The sequence below is a fragment of the Natroniella sulfidigena genome, from assembly GCF_023223645.1.
Taxonomy (GTDB): Bacteria; Bacillota; Halanaerobiia; order Halobacteroidales; family Halobacteroidaceae; genus Natroniella; species Natroniella sulfidigena.
Genome location: NZ_JALKBY010000001.1, coordinates 173,710 through 190,620 on the forward strand (window position 1 = coordinate 173,710; position 16,911 = coordinate 190,620).

At 34.8% G+C, this 16,911-nt stretch carries 17 protein-coding genes; 11 read left to right on the plus strand and 6 right to left on the minus strand.

Translation table 11 applies throughout. From position 1 onward, the window contains the following. The first annotated feature begins 1 nt into the window (after position 1). Together MWH28_RS00805 and MWH28_RS00810 are read left to right on the plus strand one after the other, a co-directional pair. Positions 2–604 (plus strand): helix-hairpin-helix domain-containing protein, encoded by a 603-nt coding sequence (locus tag MWH28_RS00805; protein ID WP_248617359.1) that lies wholly within the window; start codon positions 2–4, stop codon positions 602–604. Between the two features lie 52 nt (positions 605–656). Next, positions 657–2,933: a DNA internalization-related competence protein ComEC/Rec2 gene (locus MWH28_RS00810; RefSeq protein ID WP_248617360.1), complete on the plus strand. Its 2,277-nt coding sequence runs from the start codon at positions 657–659 to the stop codon at positions 2,931–2,933. Positions 2,934–3,012: 79 nt separating this feature from the next. Here MWH28_RS00810 and MWH28_RS00815 read toward each other — a convergent pair whose 3' ends face one another. From MWH28_RS00815 to rpsT, 6 genes are all read right to left on the minus strand, one after another. Further along, positions 3,013–3,750, minus strand: coding sequence for a CAP domain-containing protein (locus MWH28_RS00815; RefSeq protein ID WP_248617361.1), 738 nt, complete (start codon positions 3,748–3,750; stop codon positions 3,013–3,015). Positions 3,751–3,822: 72 nt separating this feature from the next. Then, on the minus strand, positions 3,823–4,182 hold the full coding sequence (locus MWH28_RS00820; protein WP_248617362.1) for an alpha/beta-type small acid-soluble spore protein: 360 nt from the start codon (positions 4,180–4,182) through the stop codon (positions 3,823–3,825). A gap of 56 nt (positions 4,183–4,238) precedes the next feature. Further along, positions 4,239–4,508: an alpha/beta-type small acid-soluble spore protein gene (locus MWH28_RS00825; RefSeq protein ID WP_248617363.1), complete on the minus strand. Its 270-nt coding sequence runs from the start codon at positions 4,506–4,508 to the stop codon at positions 4,239–4,241. 56 nt (positions 4,509–4,564) lie between these two features. Further along, the gene (locus MWH28_RS00830) at positions 4,565–4,834 is read right to left on the minus strand and encodes an alpha/beta-type small acid-soluble spore protein (protein ID WP_248617364.1); all 270 of its coding nucleotides are present in this window, start codon (positions 4,832–4,834) and stop codon (positions 4,565–4,567) included. Positions 4,835–4,890: 56 nt separating this feature from the next. Further along, entirely contained in the window at positions 4,891–5,160 is a 270-nt protein-coding gene (locus MWH28_RS00835; protein WP_248617364.1) for an alpha/beta-type small acid-soluble spore protein, read from the minus strand. A 283-nt stretch (positions 5,161–5,443) separates the two neighbouring features. Further along, a complete protein-coding gene (gene rpsT, locus MWH28_RS00840) occupies positions 5,444–5,710 on the minus strand; it encodes a 30S ribosomal protein S20 (protein WP_248617365.1) in 267 nt (88 codons plus the stop codon). A gap of 208 nt (positions 5,711–5,918) precedes the next feature. On the opposite strand from rpsT, the gene MWH28_RS00845 reads away from it, so the two are divergent. From MWH28_RS00845 to dnaJ, 9 genes are all read left to right on the plus strand, one after another. Then, positions 5,919–6,254 carry a phage holin family protein gene (locus tag MWH28_RS00845; protein WP_248617366.1) on the plus strand — a complete coding sequence of 112 codons (336 nt, stop codon included), beginning with the start codon at positions 5,919–5,921 and terminating at the stop codon, positions 6,252–6,254. A 21-nt stretch (positions 6,255–6,275) separates the two neighbouring features. Beyond that, positions 6,276–7,256: a GPR endopeptidase gene (gpr, locus tag MWH28_RS00850; protein WP_248617367.1), complete on the plus strand. Its 981-nt coding sequence runs from the start codon at positions 6,276–6,278 to the stop codon at positions 7,254–7,256. A gap of 209 nt (positions 7,257–7,465) precedes the next feature. After that, positions 7,466–8,641, plus strand: coding sequence for a stage II sporulation protein P (spoIIP, locus tag MWH28_RS00855; RefSeq protein WP_248617368.1), 1,176 nt, complete (start codon positions 7,466–7,468; stop codon positions 8,639–8,641). Positions 8,642–8,820: 179 nt separating this feature from the next. Next, entirely contained in the window at positions 8,821–10,623 is a 1,803-nt protein-coding gene (lepA, locus tag MWH28_RS00860) for a translation elongation factor 4 (protein WP_248617369.1), read from the plus strand. 12 nt (positions 10,624–10,635) lie between these two features. Further along, positions 10,636–11,772 (plus strand): radical SAM family heme chaperone HemW, encoded by a 1,137-nt coding sequence (gene hemW / locus MWH28_RS00865; RefSeq protein ID WP_248617370.1) that lies wholly within the window; start codon positions 10,636–10,638, stop codon positions 11,770–11,772. Between the two features lie 181 nt (positions 11,773–11,953). Further along, a complete protein-coding gene (gene hrcA, locus MWH28_RS00870) occupies positions 11,954–12,982 on the plus strand; it encodes a heat-inducible transcriptional repressor HrcA (RefSeq protein WP_248617447.1) in 1,029 nt (342 codons plus the stop codon). Positions 12,983–13,002: 20 nt separating this feature from the next. Then, entirely contained in the window at positions 13,003–13,602 is a 600-nt protein-coding gene (gene grpE, locus MWH28_RS00875; RefSeq protein ID WP_248617371.1) for a nucleotide exchange factor GrpE, read from the plus strand. 218 nt (positions 13,603–13,820) lie between these two features. Then, the gene (gene dnaK, locus MWH28_RS00880) at positions 13,821–15,680 is read left to right on the plus strand and encodes a molecular chaperone DnaK (RefSeq protein WP_248617372.1); all 1,860 of its coding nucleotides are present in this window, start codon (positions 13,821–13,823) and stop codon (positions 15,678–15,680) included. 98 nt (positions 15,681–15,778) lie between these two features. Beyond that, on the plus strand, positions 15,779–16,909 hold the full coding sequence (dnaJ, locus tag MWH28_RS00885; protein ID WP_248617373.1) for a molecular chaperone DnaJ: 1,131 nt from the start codon (positions 15,779–15,781) through the stop codon (positions 16,907–16,909). Positions 16,910–16,911: the final 2 nt, after the last annotated feature.

The following is a 16,911-nucleotide window of genomic DNA, read 5'->3' on the forward strand; positions in this document are numbered from 1 at the left end:
AATGCGTTGGACAAAAGATGATTTTATTTTAGCTGGATTAGCCGTTGCTGTTGTGGTGGTTTCTGTTATGTTGGTTGCTAGGAATAATCAATTTAGTGCCCAGGAATCTATTGAGATTGATTCTAATATAGAAGAGACTGAGGTTAAAACAGGGCAAGAGTTAGCAGAGCCACAAGAAAAAGATGATAAGATGTTTATTCATTTAGGAGGAGCAGTTGTTGAACCAGGAGTTTATGAAATTGAAGAGGGGACAAGGTTATATCAAGTTATTGAACAAGCAGGCGGGCCAACAGATGATGCTGACTTGGATGCAATCAATCTTGTAGATCAGCTAAGAGATGGAACCAGGGTTATGATTCCAACTCAAGGTAGTACAGCTATGGGTAACGAAGAAAATGTTAATACTGCTAGTAATAAAGTTAATATCAATACTGCTGCTCAGAATGAACTAGAAGAATTAGAGGGTGTTGGCCCTGCTTTAGCAGAAAGGATTATAGAGTATCGACGCCAAAATGGGAACTTTAGTGAATTGACTGAGTTAAAGCAGGTATCTGGCATTGGGAGTAGGACTTTTGATAATCTAGAGAGTCAGATTACCTATTAAGCTTAAGGTAAAGCGACCATTAGTTATAATCTGTAGTGCCTTTGTTAGTGGGTTGGTCTTTGCTTATTATTTTGGAGTTAGTGCTGAACTATTATTAGTAAGTCAAATTTTAGCTGCTTTGTTATTTGCTTTTTTTATCAGGTTCTTTTATCAACAGTCTGATAAATTAATGATTATTAGTTGGCTATTGATCTTTTTAGTAGGGTTGATTTATTTAGGAAATGTTGAATTAGCTTGGCAGGATGAACCTTTAGGAGAGGTAGTAGGAGAAAGAGTAGAGATTGAAGGACGAATTATAGAAGTAGAAGAGACCTCTCAAGGGCTGAGGTATCTCTTGAGTGATTTAGAGGTGGCTGAGTTTGATTTAACCAGCCAGCAAAAGGTTTTACTCTTTGATTGGACTGATGATCAACAGCAGTTGAATTATGGTGATCTAGTTAAGGTCAATACTGAATTGGAGTTGGCTCCGCGTAAAAGAAATCCAGGTGGTTTTTCCTATCGAGATTATCTAAAAAGAAATGGAATTTATGCTTTAGGGCATATTAATTCTAGTTCTCAAATAAATCAGGTTGGAGTCAGTTCAAATTTAATCTTAGATCAGATCTTTAATCTAAGGTTAAAAATTATTGAATCACTTGATAGTTACTTTTCTACACCAAATAATTATATTTTACAAGCATTATTACTGGGAAATCAGTCTTTATTGCCACCAGAGGTTGAGGATGGCTTTAGAGAGGTAGGATTAAGTCATTTGTTAGTTATATCTGGATTTCATATCGGATTACTTAGTTATATAATCTATTTTATCTGCCAAAAACTGAAATTATCAGAAAAGGTAACTTTAATCTTAAACTTTATAATCTTAAGCAGTTATTTATTACTTACTGGGTGGCAATTACCAGCTTTACGTGCTGTTATCTTGATCAGTTTAGTGTTATGGGGGAGATATCAAAATCGTAAGGTAGATATCTATAACTTACTAGCAGGAGTAGCATTGGTTATTTTAGCAATTAATCCTTGGAGCATTTTTACAGTCAGTTTTCAACTATCTTTTGGAGCAGTAATAGCTATCAGTTCTTTAACTCCCTTAATCAGTGTTAAGTTTCCCTTCATACCACAGGTTAATAACTTATTAGCAGCATCAATAGCAGCTCAAGTTGGATTATTACCTGTTTTAGCTTATTATTTCAATCAGGTTTCGGTAATAAGTATATTGGCTAATTTATTGCTAACACCGTTAATTACAGTTGTATTGTGGCTAAGTATTCTATTTTTAGCTGTAGTTGCTGTTTGGAGTAGTGGGGGAATTATAGTAGCTAATATTATTGAAGGTTTGTTAAATTTGAGTCAACTTTTAGTCGGATTATTAGTTGATAATTTCTGGACAACAGTTTCAATCGGCAGACCTGATCTAATTACAATTGTTATTTATTATCTCCTACTTTATTATTTAGTTAAGTTTTTAAAATCAAGTTCATTATCTATCAGTCAATTTGGGAATAAAAGAAAATTAATTGTTACTTTGAGCTTAATGTTAGTTTTAATATTTCAATTTGGTTTTGATAATCATCAAGATCTTAAAATCATCTTTTTTGATGTCGGACAAGGGGATGCTATTTATTTAAGATTACCAACAGGTCAGAAAGTATTAGTCGATGCAGGGGAAGAAGGAACAGAAATCAAGAGGTATTTAAAAAGTAGAGGTATTAGAAGCTTGGATTTGATTTTGATCTCTCATTTTCATTGGGATCATGCTGGTGGAGTAAAACCATTAATCCAAAACTTTTCTATCGGTCAAGTATTTTATCCTCCTAATACAAAAAAGAAAGAATTAGAAATTAAAGTTAGAGAGAAGTTGGAGCGGAAAAAAATTGAACATGCTCAACTAGTTGCAGGTAATGAAATTAGCCTCTTGCCTTTAGAAATTGAGGTTTTAGGGCCAACATTTCCTCTGCTAGAAGAGAGTGCAGCCAATAATAACTCCTTAGTTTTAAAGGCTATTTATGATCAATTTAATCTTTTATTGACTGGGGATATAGAAAAAGAAGCTGAAAGAAGGTTAGTCAAGCGAGGAATTGATCTGGAAAGCATTGTATTGAAGGTAGCTCATCATGGCAGTATTAGCTCTAGTATTGAAGAATTTATTGAACAGGTTAATCCTGAATTAGCAGTTATTCAGGTTGGAGATAATAACTATGGCCATCCAGATCCAACAGTAATTGATCGTTTTGAAGAAAGAGGGATTAAAGTATTAAGAAATGATCGGGATGGAGCGGTTATTGTTAAGGCAGATGGAGAACAGTATAGTTATCAAACTTTTTTAGATTGAATTAATTAATCCCTGCTTGCAAGCAGGGATTAATTCTTTTAAGTTTTTACTTAAACTTATCCTTAGACTTAAGCTTAATCTATGGCCTAATAAACATCTGTGTCCAATAAGTCTCTCCATCTCCATTTTGAGCATAACCAACACCGAGTTCAGTAAATTCTTGACTTAAGATATTTCTTCTATGACCTGGTGAATCCATCCAACTTCTAACAACTTCGGCAGGGCTTCTTTGGCCCTTAGCAATATTCTCTCCTGCTGCTCTAAACTCAACATTATATTGTTCTAACATATCAAAAGGAGAACCATAAGTTGGAGATTGATGACTAAAATAATCATTATCTCTCATATCTTCAGACTTTCTACGGGCTACTTGTGATACTTGTTGATTATGCTGATAAGGCTCTAATCCCTCTCTCTCTCTTTCAACATTAACCAACTCTACCACTTCTGCTTCATAAGCAGCAATATTATCATCTTCTATTGGTTCCTCTCTTTCAGTTGGTTCTTCTTCGACTTCTTCTTCAGGTGGTAAGACTTCTTCTTCAGTTACTGGTTCATCCTCTGTATCCTCAGCATCTGGTGGAAGATAGACTCTATTTCCAGGATGAACTAAATCCGGATCTTCGAAATGATCATTTTCTTCTAAAACATTATTAAAATCAGTTTGATGCCTTCTTGAAATCTGCCATAAGCTATCTCCTTGTTGAACGATACATAATTTTTGTCCTTCATGTTCTGATCTTGCAGTTGCAAGTTCTAAGTTAAAAGAAAGTAAGCCAAATAAAACTAGACTGAAAACTATCAATTTTTTCTTCATTTATTCTCCTCCTAAATTATAATAAGCGGTGCTTTAAAGCACCGCTTATTATATTGTTTTTTTAGTTGTGAATTATCCTTGTGGTTCGAATTTACCAGCTTTTTGACTTAGATTGTAGTTGTTACCATTTTGATTTTGTCCATTAGTAGCTTGAGCACCGTTAGTTGCAGTAGCTCCATTTTGATTAGTAGTAGCTTGTGCTTGAGGAGCACTTCCATTACCATTAGCCAATTGATTTTCATATTGTTCAACCATCTGCTTAACCATCTGTCCTCCAACAGATCCACACTCACGAGAAGTGATATTGCCCCAGTAACCAGATTTATATTCATCAGAAACATTTAACTCTTGTGCAGCCTCTAATTTAAATTTATCAAGAGCTTGCTTAGCCATTGGATTAACTAAACTATTATTATTGTTACGAATACTCATTTATCTCATCTCCTTTTATAATTATTATTTTGATTATTGTTTAGTCTTAGGTTTAATTATTGATTTTGTTGGTTTTGTGCATTAGTAGCTTGTGCTTGAGGAGCACTTCCATTACCATTAGCCAATTGATTTTCATATTGTTCAACCATCTGCTTAACCATCTGTCCTCCAACAGATCCACACTCACGAGAAGTGATATTGCCCCAGTAACCAGACTTATACTCATCAGAAACATTTAACTCTTGTGCAGCCTCTAACTTAAATTTATCAAGAGCTTGCTTAGCCATTGGATTAACTAAGCTATTATTATTGTTACGAATACTCATTTATCTCATCTCCTTTTATAATTATTAGTTTGATTATTGTTTAGTCTTAGGTTTGATTATTGATTTTGTTGGTTTTGTGCATTAGTAGCTTGTGCTTGAGGAGCACTTCCATTACCATTAGCCAATTGATTTTCATATTGTTCAACCATCTGCTTAACCATCTGTCCTCCAACAGATCCACACTCACGAGAAGTGATATTGCCCCAGTAACCAGACTTATACTCATCAGAAACATTTAACTCTTGTGCAGCCTCTAACTTAAATTTATCAAGAGCTTGTCTAGCCATTGGATTAACTAAGCTATTATTATTGTTACGAATACTCATTTATCTCATCTCCTTTTATAATTATTAGTTTGATTATTGTTTAGTCTTAGGTTTAATTATTGATTTTGTTGGTTTTGTGCATTAGTAGCTTGTGCTTGAGGAGCACTTCCATTACCATTAGCCAATTGATTTTCATATTGTTCAACCATCTGCTTAACCATCTGTCCTCCAACAGATCCACACTCACGAGAAGTGATATTGCCCCAGTAACCAGACTTATACTCATCAGAAACATTTAACTCTTGTGCAGCCTCTAATTTAAATTTATCAAGGGCTTGTCTAGCCATTGGATTAACTAAGCTATTATTATTGTTGCGAATGCTCATCTCTTTCACCTCCTTGTTTATCTTGTACTTCTAGTTTGTTACGTCAAGCTTTAATTAATACTAGAAACTTTTAGGATGATTATTAAAGTTTGAGATTAATGAAATTAAAGCTAATTAAATTAAAATTTTAGAAAAAATTTTGATTTAATCTTAATTTGATTGTTTGATTGCAAAGTTTTACTACCCGCTCATAATATAATGGTTTAGTTTTACTTAAACTTGACTTTAAAATAAGAAAAGAGGTGTTATCTGATATCAGATAACACCTCTTTATTAATGTAACTTAAGCAGTTAATTCATTAAATTTTCTATCTAACTTAGACTTTTTGCGTGCAGCAGTGTTCTTATGAAACAAACCTTTACTAGTAGATTTATCAATAGTCTTTTTAGCTTCTTTTAGCTTTTCTTCAGCCAATTCTACATTATCAGCTGCTACAGCTTCTTCAAATTCTTTAATAGCAATTTTGACTGCTTCTTTTCGCTGGCGATTAAGCTCAGTCTTCTTTTTAGTAACTCTAACTCTCTTCTTTGCAGATTCAGAAGTTGGCATTTCGGTCACCTCCTTATTACTATGTATATTGATTGAATTATCATCTTCTTTGCTAAGCATATAAATTGTATCATACAATTATTTAAAACGCAAGATCAAGATTAGAATTTAAGAATTTAATTTGAATAATTAAGTATCAATCTCTGTTAATGAATAGAGAAACTAGAAATGGTTATGATAACTATAACTGAAAAGGAGGAGATAAAATATGACAGGTTGGGTAGGAGCAATAGTAAGATTAATAGTATCTGCTTTTGTATTATTGGGAATAGGATTTTTATTACCTGGTGTAGAGGTGATTGGGTTTACTAATGCTTTAATTGCTGCTGTTGTAATTGCACTTATAGGATATTTATTAGAAAGTGTGTTGGGGGAAGATATCTCGCCTCAAGGTCGAGGGATAGTTGGATTTATTACAGCTGCTATTGTGATTTATGTGACTCAATATTTTGTAGTAGGTATGGCAGTGACTGTGATTGGATCACTTTTAGCAGCATTAGTAATTGGAATTGTCGATGCTTTCGTCCCAACTCAATTACGATAAAAATTAAAGGAGGAATTAATAATGGACAATTTAGCAACATTAACAGATTTGGCAGTTGAATCTAGAAATATAGCTATAGAAAGAACAGGAGGAGAAATATCTGGAGTTACTCTCGATGAGACTGAAATTGATCATGCTAAAATTACAAGAGTTGAAGTTCTAAATGAACAAGCAGGTCAAGAAATAGGCAAGACTCCTGGTAATTATGTTACGATAGAATCTGAACATTTTCGCTCTGGTGATCGCCAAATCCATGAATATCTTAGTGGAGTAATGGCTGATGAGCTCAATAATATTATGAACTCTTTATCACTTGGTCAAAATAATGGTGGAGAAACAATTTTGGTAATTGGTTTAGGGAATTGGAATACAACTCCAGATGCATTAGGGCCAAAGGTTTCTCATCATTTATTAGTTACTCGTCATTTATATGATGATGCACCTCAAGATTCAAAGGAAGGGATGAGATCTGTCTGTTCATTATCTCCAGGTGTTTTAGGGTTAACAGGAATCGAAACAGCTGAAATTATTCGTGGAGTAGTTGATCGCGTTCAACCACAATTGATAATTGCAATTGATTCCTTAGCAGCTCAAGAAAGCTCTAGATTGGCATCTACAATACAAATCAGTGATACAGGAATTTATCCAGGTTCTGGATTAGGTAAACAAAGAATTGGAATTACTGAGCAAGATATGGGGGTTCCTGTAATAGCAATGGGGATGCCTACAGTGATTAATTCGGTTAATATAGTTAATGATACTATTAATCATCTAGCAAATAATCAGAATGTTTCTGGTGAAGTACAACAGATGATCCAACAAACAGATGTTTCTGAACAGTTGATTGGGGAGATTTTACAGCCATTTTTAGGAGATTTAATAGTTACGCCGAAAGGGATTGATAAGTTGATCGGTGATATGAGTAGAGTGATAGCAGGAGGAATTAATGTAGCTTTACATCCAGATATTAAAGCAGAAGATGTATCATTATATTTACAATAAAATTTCTATTTGGAAATAACTCTAATCTCAGCTGAGATTAGAGTTATTTTTTTGTAATAAGCTTTTTAAACCTTCACTAGTAATTATTCAATACTAAATGCTTTATTTGAGGTTATAAATTTGTCCTGTAGTACATAAATTTTTATAGATGTCCAATTATCAAGTTGGATGCTTATTTAGTGTTGACTTAAAAATAGGAAGTGGTACTTATGTTCAGGAATCGTTCTAATTTTCTAATCAGTTTGCTGGTTATCTATGCGATTTTATTATTAATATTTGCTACATTAATAGTTAATAAGTATAATTTTTCAATTAAGAGACTACCATTAGGAGAATTTTTAAAAGAGAGTACCTTGGTATCTTATCTGATTGAGTTAGTATATTTAGATGATCTTGATTCAAAACTTGTTTTAAAGAAAGGTTTTCCAGTTGTTAGGGTTAGTTCAGATTTGGCTTTAGAAGAAGAGGTAACATCTAATCTAGATCTTGCTTTTAATTTTGTGGTTGGCTTGCCAGCATCTTTTTTTAGTAGCCAAGAGGGCCAAGAAGAAATAAGAAGGGCTAGTTCATCCAATTTAGAAGGAAAAGTTGAGGAAGAAGAGAAGTTAGAGGCAGAAAGCAGTCATCAAGATGAGCGAGTTGAAATAAAGCTCTCTCAACGAGATTCAACAGTTGAAGATGATGAGCTAGAAGCACAAAATTTGTTAGAATATTTAAAGGAGCTAGAAGATGAAAGAGAAGAAGATATTACTTTTGACCAAGAGCAAGAATTTACTACTCCAGCTGTAGGAATTTATCATACTCATACAGCAGAAAATTATGAAGATCCCGCCAATGATTTTCGAGCTCAACCAGGTGAAAAGGGAGATGTAGTAGCAGTAGGGAAGAGTTTAACTGAAAGATTAGAGAATAAATATGGTATTCCAGTTGTTCATTCGACCGAAGTTCATGATCGAACTTATGCTAGATCATATATCAGAGCCTTAGAAACAGGAGAGGAGATGGTAGAGAATAATTCTGAATTAAAGATGTTATTTGATATTCATCGTGATGCTATTCCTAATGCTAGTAAAGATTTAACAACAACTACAATTGATGGAGAGGAAGTAGCTAAGATTATGATTGTTGTCACCAATGATAATTATGGTCTTTCTCATCCTGAGTGGCAAAAAAATTTCGATTTTGCTAAACGGTTGGCCCAGCAGATGGAAAAGAAGTACCCTGGTTTATTGCGGGAAGTTAAATTGATTGATAATCGTAGATATAATCAACATCTCCATCCACATGCTTTATTATTGGAGGTAGGGGGAACCGAAAATACCCTTGAGGAAGCGAAAAGGTCAATGGATCTATTTGCAGATGTAATTGCTAGCATGATTGAATAAGGGATTTAGAACAAAATTTACTATCTTGATTAATAATAAGTGGAGTGTTATAATTATATAATGAATTATATAAATTGAATTAATGATTTTTCAATATAATAAACCTAAATTCTTTTATATTTGAAAGGGTTAGGTGAAAAAGTTAAATTCAACTTATATAGATAATAAGGAGGGGCAGGATGGGTAAAGTTAACCAAGAAAATATCAGAAATTTTTCGATTATTGCACATATTGATCATGGAAAATCTACTTTAGCAGATAGATTGTTGGAGTTTACAGGAACTATATCGGAACGGGAGATGGAAGAGCAATTATTGGATACGATGGACTTAGAAAGGGAACGAGGAATTACTATCAAGGCACAAGCTGTGAGGATGGCTTATCAAGCTGATGATGGGGAGGATTACATCTTAAATTTGATAGATACTCCTGGACATGTTGACTTTTCTTATGAAGTATCTAGAAGTTTAGCTGCTTGTGAAGGAGCTTTATTGGTCATAGATGCTGCTCAAGGAATTGAGGCACAGACTTTAGCTAATATTTATATGGCATTAGAGAATGATTTGGAATTAATTCCTGTCATTAATAAAATTGATCTGCCTAATGCTAATCCAGATAAGGTTAAAGAAGAGTTGATTGATATTGGGATCGATCCTGATGAAGCAATTTTGACCAGTGCTATTGAGGGCATCGGGATTAAGGATGTGTTAGAAGCAGTTGTTGAGCGGATACCTCTACCTTCTGGAGAAGAGGACAAGCCATTAAAAGCATTGATCTTTGATTCTTTATATGATCCTTACCGAGGAGTGATCTCTTATTATAGAGTAGTTGATGGAGCAATTAAGCCGGGGATGGAGATTAAGATGATGGCTACTGATACAGTCTTTGAGGTTGGTGAGGTAGGTACTTTTAGTCCTAAAATGAAGAAGGCAGAGCAATTATCAGCAGGAGAGGTAGGATATGTAGCAGCTAGTATTAAAGATGTCAAGAATGCTCAAGTTGGAGATACTATTACTGATGCTAATAACCCTACTGCAGAGCCTTTACCAGGTTATCAGCCTGCTAAGCCGATGGTCTTTTGTGGTTTGTACCCAGTAGATGGTAAAGATTATGATCTGCTACGGGATGCTTTAGAAAAATTACAACTTAATGACGCCTCTTTGACTTTTGAAGCAGAGACTTCTGAGGCTTTAGGGTTTGGTTATCGAACTGGATTTTTAGGGTTATTACATATGGAGATTATCCAAGAACGATTAGAACGGGAATATGATCTAGATTTAGTGACTACTGCTCCTAGTGTAATTTATAAGGTGCATCACGAGAATGGAGAAGTTTTAATGGTTGAGAATCCAGCTAATATGCCTGACAAGCATCAAATTGAAAAGATTGAGGAACCGATTGTGGAAGCTCAAATCTTATTGCCAGAAGAATATGTTGGATCAGCAATGGAGTTGGCTCAGGATAAGAGAGGCCAATTTAAGAATATGGAATATTTAGATCAGGTTAGAGTAAAATTAACTTATGATCTGCCGTTAAGTGAAATTGTGCTTGATTTCTTTGATAAATTAAAGTCTAATACTCGAGGTTATGCTACCTTTGACTATGAATTCAAGGGTTATCAAGAAGCAGACTTAGTTAAATTAAATATCTTAGTCAATAAAGAGTCCGTTGATGCTCTATCTTGTATAGTTCATCGGGAATTTGCTTATGAAATTGGGCGTGAGTTGACTAAGAAGTTGAAGGAGAATATTCCTGAACAGATGTTTAAGGTTCCAGTTCAGGCTGCTATTGGAAATGATATTATTGCTCGCCAGACAATCAGGGCCAAGCGTAAGGACGTACTCCAAAAATGTTATGGAGGAGATGTTTCTCGAAAGAAGAAGTTACTTAAAAAGCAAAAAGAGGGTAAAAAGAGGATGAAACAGGTTGGTAGTGTTGATATTCCACAAGAGGCATTTATGTCAGTACTTGAGATAGATTAAGGGGTTTATGTAATGAATAAATTTGGTCTGTATATTCATATACCTTTTTGTAGTTCTAAATGTTATTATTGTGACTTTAATTCAGTTGAATTTAAAGAGAGTTTATTGGCAAGCTTCTTACAAGCTTTAGAGCAAGAAATAAAATTAATAGCTGCTAAATATACTCCTGTCATCAGGAGTATATTTATTGGTGGTGGGACGCCTAGTATGTTATCTGGGCAGCAGTTAGTTACACTCTTAAAGCAATGTCAAGAAGAATTTGACTGTCAGGCTGGAATTGAGATTACCGTTGAGGCCAATCCTGAAACTGTAACTGCTCAAAAACTAAAATTATTGAAAGAAGCAGGTGTCAATAGGTTGAGCTTTGGGGTGCAGTCTTTTGATGACCAGTTATTGCAAAAATTAGGTAGAAGGCATACGTCTCAAGAAGCAATTAGAGCCTTTAAGTTAGCAAGGGAGTTAGGATTTTCTAATCTTAATTTTGACTTAATGTTTGCTCTGCCTGGTCAATCCTTAAGAGATTGGGAAAAGACTTTAATTCAAGCTTGCCAGCTTGGCCCTGATCATTTAGCTACTTATAATTTGAAGATTGAAGAAGGGACAATTTTTGCTCAACAATTACAGCAAGGGAAGATAGATTATTGTGAGGAAGAATTGGATTTAGCGATGTATCAAAAGACAGTACAATTATTAGCTAACGAAGGATACCAACAGTATGAGATCTCTAATTTTGCCCGGCCAGGAGCAGAATCTATTCATAATCAGATTTATTGGAAGAATGAACCTTATTTAGCATTAGGGCCAGGAGCACATTTTTGTGATGCACAGGGGCGTGGTTATAATCTAGCAGATATTGATCAATATTGCCAACAGCTTGCTCAGGGTCAATTGTCGTGGGCTGATTATCAAAGGTTAAGTCAAGCAGAAAAGATAGAAGAGAGTATGATTTTAGGATTGAGGTTAAAAGAAGGAATATTATTAGATCAGTTTGAAAAGAAATATCAAACTTCTATCTTTGATTTATATCAAGATGAACTTGATGATTTATTGGGCCAACAGCTAATTGAAATTAAAGCGGATAGAATGAAATTGACCGAGCAAGGATTCTTGCTAGCTAATCAGGTACTAGCCAATTTTATCTTGACATAATTATAGGGTTTATCTATAGGAGTATACTACTGTTTTTAAGAGCAAAAGCTAGCTAATTTAAAATAATTAAAAATTACTCTGTTTGACAAATGATCAAGCAAATGATATTTTAATTATAACATACTATTAGCACTCGAAGCTAACGAGTGCTAACACAAAAGGGGTGATGGTTGTGCTGGAGATGACAGAGAGGAAAAAGAAGATTTTGAAGGTCATCATTGATGAATATGTGACTACAGCTGAGCCAGTAGGTTCTCGAACGTTGGCCCGGAAGTATGACTTTGGAGTCAGTTCGGCAACAATCAGAAATGAAATGGCTGATTTAGAAGAAGCAGGTTATTTAGAACAGCCCCATCGCTCTGCTGGGAGAGTACCATCTGATAAAGGGTATAGATTTTATGTTGATAGTTTAATGAATTTGAAGAAGATTTCTAAGCAGAAAATGAAATTAATTGAGAAGAAATACTCATCTAAAAAAGATGGGATCCAAGAATTGATTCAGCATACATCACAGATGTTGTCTGATTTAACAGAGTATACTTCATTAGTGTTAAGTCCTCAGATTAAAAAGAGTATCTTTCGTCATTTACAATTAATTCCGATTGCAAGTAAGAAAATTTTAATAGTATTGGTTACAGATACAGGATTGATTAGAAATAAGGTGATAGATATTCCTGTAGCTATTGCTCCAGAAGAGTTAGAGAAGATATCACGTTTTTTAAATGAAAGGCTGTATGGTTTAGCACTACATCAAATTAATGATCAACTGTTAGAGGAAATTAATAAACAGCTTGTCAGTAGATTTGATTTGGCTGAAAGATTGAAATTACTGAATAAGGAGATCTTTGAGAATAATTTTTCTACATCTGGGAAAATATATTTAGGAGGAACTGCTTATATATTAGATCAGCCCGAATTTAGTGATATTAAAAAGTTAAGGACTGTATTAGAAATTTTGGAGCAGAAAAAGTTATTACGTGATGTATTAGCGAACTATGAAGAAAATTCAGAGCTTAAAATACTGATAGGAAGTGAAAATAATTTTGAGGAGATCAAAGATTGTAGTATGGTGATAGCTACCTATCATTTAAATAATAGGCCAATTGGAAAGATAGGAGTATTAGGGCCAACAAGGATGGAATATCCTAAAGTAGTAGGTTCTGTTAAGTATGTGGCTGAAATTTTGAGTAATATCTTAACAAATCAATAATGAGGAAGTAGGTGATAGTGATGGAGGAGAAAGAAAAGAAAGAAGAGCTTCAACAAGAGCAGGTTGAAGAAGTTGAAGAGGATGAAGTAGAAGCTGAGGATACAACTGATGAAAATGAAGTAGATTCTGAAGAGGGGATCAAGAAGTTAGAAGGAGAAATTAAAGGGTTAGAAGAAGAGCTGGCCTCTGCAAAAGAGGAAAAAGAGAAATATTTACAACGAGTAAAGAGGTTAAAAGCTGATTTTTCTAATTATAAAAAGAGGATGACTAAGGAAAAAGAGAAGATAGTCAGCAATGCTAACCAAGAGCTTCTCTTAGATTTATTACCTGTAATTGATAATTTTGAGCGTGCTTTAGCAAGCTCTAAGAATAGTGATGATTCTTCTGATGTCTTGCAGGGAGTAGAGATGATCTATAAGCAACTGTTCAAAGTATTAACTACTAATGGGGTTGAAGAGATTGAAGCTGTGGGAGAAGAATTTGATCCTAATTATCATGAAGCAGTAGGTAAGGTAGAGAGTGAAGAATATGATTCAGGAATAGTTGCAGAAGAGATGCAGAAAGGGTATTTATTTAATGGTGTGTTACTTAGACCAGCAATGGTTAGAGTAGCACAATAAAGAGAAAGTAATGCAATTGCTTGGTCTAGGAATATTAATAATAGCAATCAAATTACAACCAATACAACTAGGGTGTTTTTTATCCTAGGTGGGTTAGAGTAGCAGAATAAAGAGAAGTACATAAATCATTTTAAATCTGAAAGTGTTAGGTGAGAAAGTTAAAATTAACTTATATAGATATAATATATAAATGTTAGTAATAAGGAGGATGATGGAAAATGGGAAAAATAATTGGTATTGATTTAGGAACGACTAATTCTTGTGTTGCAGTTATAGAAGGTGGGGAGCCTAAGGTTATCCCTAATAAACAAGGAGCAAGAACGACTCCTTCAGTTGTTGGTTATTCTAAAAAGGACGAAAGATTGGTTGGAGAACCTGCTAAACGACAGGCAATTACTAATCCTGAGCAGACAGTACAATCTATTAAAAGGCATATGGGAGAAGATCATAAAGTTGAGTTAGGTGGCAAGGAGAGAACTCCACAAGAGGTTTCGGCAATGATTTTACAAGATTTAAGAAGTTATGCTGAAGATTATCTAGGAGAAGATGTCAAAAAAGCTGTAATTACAGTTCCTGCTTACTTTAGTGATGCTCAGCGACAAGCTACTAAAGATGCTGGAAAAATTGCAGGATTGGAAGTAGAGCGGATTATTAATGAGCCGACTGCAGCATCTTTAGCCTATGGTTTAGAGGATGACAAAGACCAGACAGTTTTAGTTTATGATCTTGGTGGAGGTACTTTTGATGTTTCTATTTTAGAACTTGGTGGCGGTGTATTTGAGGTAGTTGCCACTCATGGTGATAATAAGCTTGGTGGAGATGACTTTGATGAAAAGATTATTGATCATCTTGCTCAAGAGTTTGAAAAAGAACATGGCATCGATTTAAGAAAAGATGAGATGTCATTACAGCGTCTAAAGGATGCAGCAGAAAAAGCCAAAATTGAATTATCCAGTGTAGCTACAACAAATGTTAACTTACCATATATTACTCAAACTGATGAAGGGCCAAAGCACTTAGATGTAGATATTACAAGATCTCAGTTTGAAAAAATGATCTCTGGGTTAATTGACCAAACGATAAAAGCAACTCAGCGTTCATTAAATGATGCTGGTTTATCTAAATCTGAAATTGATCAAGTCTTGTTGGTGGGTGGTTCTACTCGAATTCCAGCAGTTCAAGAAGCAGTTGAAAATAAGATCGGAAAAGTTCCTAATAAGGGGATCAATCCTGATGAATGTGTAGCAATGGGTGCTGCTATTCAAGGTGGGGTTTTAAATGATGAAGTTGATGATATAGTTTTATTAGATGTAACTCCACTATCTTTAGGAATTGAAACAATGGGAGGAGTATTTACTAAATTAATTGATCGAAATACTACAATCCCAACTGAAAAGAGTAAGGTCTTCTCTACTGCTGCTGATAATCAAACAACGGTTGATATTCATGTCTTACAAGGAGAAAGAGAGATGGCCAGAGATAATAAGACATTGGGTAGATTCCAATTAACAGATATTCCACCTGCACCACGAGGAGTACCGCAAATTGAGGTAGCTTTCAAGATAGATGATAATGGTATTGTTCATGTTTCTGCTACAGATAAGGGAACAGGAAATGAACAGGATATTACAATTAAATCTGAGACAGGGTTATCGGATGAAGAGATTGAAGAGATGGTTAAGGAAGCCGAAGAGCATGCAGAAGAAGATAAGAAGAAGAAGGAAGCTGTTGAAACAGTGACCGGTGCAGATAGTTTAGTACATCAGGTTGAAAAGACACTAGAAGAGGCTGGTGAGCAGGTCGATCAATCCGTAGTAGGTGAGATTGAAACTGCTAAAGATGACTTGCAAGAAGCTTTAGAGGGTGTTGATTTGCATAATATCAATCCAGATGAAGTTGATGTTGAACAGATTAAAGAAAAGCAAGAAGCATTAAGTCAAAAGCTACATGAATTAACAACTCAAATGTATCAACAAGCTGAGCAAGCTCAACAAGCAGCAGGAGCTGCAGGAGCTCAACAGCAAGATGATGATGATGTGGTAGATGTTGATTATGAAGAGGTTGATGATGAAGAGTAAAACCAATTTAGATTAATTTAGAATCAGTAGGGTCAAAGCCAAAAATTTTGGCTTTGACTCTGTTTTTATGACCAATTATTTGAAAGGCGGTGACTAAAATGGCTAAGAAAGATTATTATGAAATATTGGGTGTAGATCGTAATGCTGATAAGAAAGAGATCAAAAAAGCATATCGGAAATTAGCTAAAAAATACCATCCCGATGTAAGTGACCATCCTAATGCTGAAGAAAAGTTTAAAGAGGTAGCAGAAGCGTATGAAGTCTTAAGTGATGAAGAAAAGAGATCTAGATATGATCAATTTGGCCATGCAGGTGTAGATCAAGATGGAGGATTTGGTCAAGGCGGTTTTGGTGGTCAAGGTGGATTTGGTGGTGGTTTTGATGATATTTTTGATATGTTTTTTGGAGGGGGTAGAGGACGTAGGCGTAAGAATGCCCCTCGTAAAGGAGCAGATTTAAAATATAATTTGACTGTTGAGTTCGAAGAAGCTGCTTTTGGAGCAGAAAAAGAGATAACTGTTCCTCGGACAGAGGAATGTTTTAGTTGTAATGGTTCTGGTGCTCAAAATAGTGATGATGTAGAAAGTTGTGCTAAATGTAATGGAACAGGTGAAATCAAGTTTAAGCAGAATACTCCATTTGGACAGATGGTTCAAACAAGTACTTGTGATCGTTGTAATGGAACAGGAAAGTTTATCAACAATCCATGTTCTGAGTGTAATGGTCAAGGTAAAGTAAAGAAAAGAAGAAAGATAACAGTTAATATTCCGGCTGGTGTTAGTGATGGCTCTAGATTAAGAATGTCAGGAGAAGGTGAATCAGGTAAGAATGGTGGGCCTAATGGCGATCTATATATTGTAATTAATGTTAAGCCTCATGAAATCTTTGAACGAAAAGGTGATGAGATAATTTGTGAGGTTCCTATTAGTTTTGTGCAAGCTACTTTGGGAGATGAGATTAAAGTACCGACATTGGATGGTCGGGTCAAATTTGAAATTCCTGAAGGAACTCAACCAGGAACTTCCTTTAGATTAAAAGACAAAGGGGTCCCTCATTTGAATAGAAGAGGACGTGGAGATCAGCATATTAAAGTTAAGGTTATAATTCCTGAACAGTTAGATCAAGAGCAAAAAGAATTATTACGAAAATTTGCTGATATAAGTGGTGAAGAGATAAACCCTGAACAGAAAGGATTTTTGCAAAAAATCAAAGATGCTTTTGGCATGTAAAG